The sequence below is a fragment of the Methylobacterium sp. WL103 genome, assembly GCF_008039885.1.
In the GTDB taxonomy this organism is placed as follows: domain Bacteria; phylum Pseudomonadota; class Alphaproteobacteria; order Rhizobiales; family Beijerinckiaceae; genus Methylobacterium; species Methylobacterium cerastii.
In genome coordinates, this window is record NZ_VRUX01001162.1 from 1 (window position 1) to 677 (window position 677).

A 677-nucleotide genomic window follows, 5' to 3' on the forward strand; every position below is an offset into this window, starting at 1 on the left:
CTCGCCGGCCTCGATGCACCTGGCGAGGAGACCCGGCTCGTCGGCGGCTGCGTGCGCGACGCGCTCCTCGGGGCCGACGCCGCCGACATCGACCTCGCCACGACGCTCCTGCCGAACGCCGTGATCGATCGGGCGCGGGCGGCGGGCCTGAAGGCCGTGCCGACCGGGATCGAGCACGGCACCGTGACGCTGGTCGTCGCCGGGCGGCCGGTCGAGGTGACGACCCTGCGCGAGGACGTCGAAACCGACGGGCGGCACGCTGTGGTGCGGTTCGGCCGTGACTTCGCGCGCGACGCCGAGCGGCGGGACTTCACGGTCAACGCGCTCTCGCTCGGCGCCGACGACACGCTCCACGACACCACCGGCGGCCGCGCCGACCTCGCGGAGGCCCGCATCCGCTTCATCGGAGACCCCGCGACGCGGATCCACGAGGACGCCCTGCGCATCCTGCGGTTCTTCCGCTTTCACGCCCGGTTCGGTGGAGGAGAGCCCGATGCGCCTGCGCTCGCCGCCTGCGTCGCCGCGCGAGCGGCCCTGGCGAGCCTGTCGCGGGAGCGCGTCCGCATGGAGTTCCTGAAGCTCTTGGCCACGTCCGGTGCGCCGGATGCCGTCGCCATCCTCGACGAGACCGGCCTTCTCGCCCGCATCACCGGCGGCGTCGCCGAGCGCGGCCGGCT

Annotated in this window: 1 pseudogene; it reads left to right on the forward strand. The window is 74.7% G+C overall.

Annotation, left to right across the window (positions count from 1 at the left end):
- Positions 1-677, forward strand: a pseudogene (locus FV222_RS28405) (CCA tRNA nucleotidyltransferase); the annotation flags it as partial.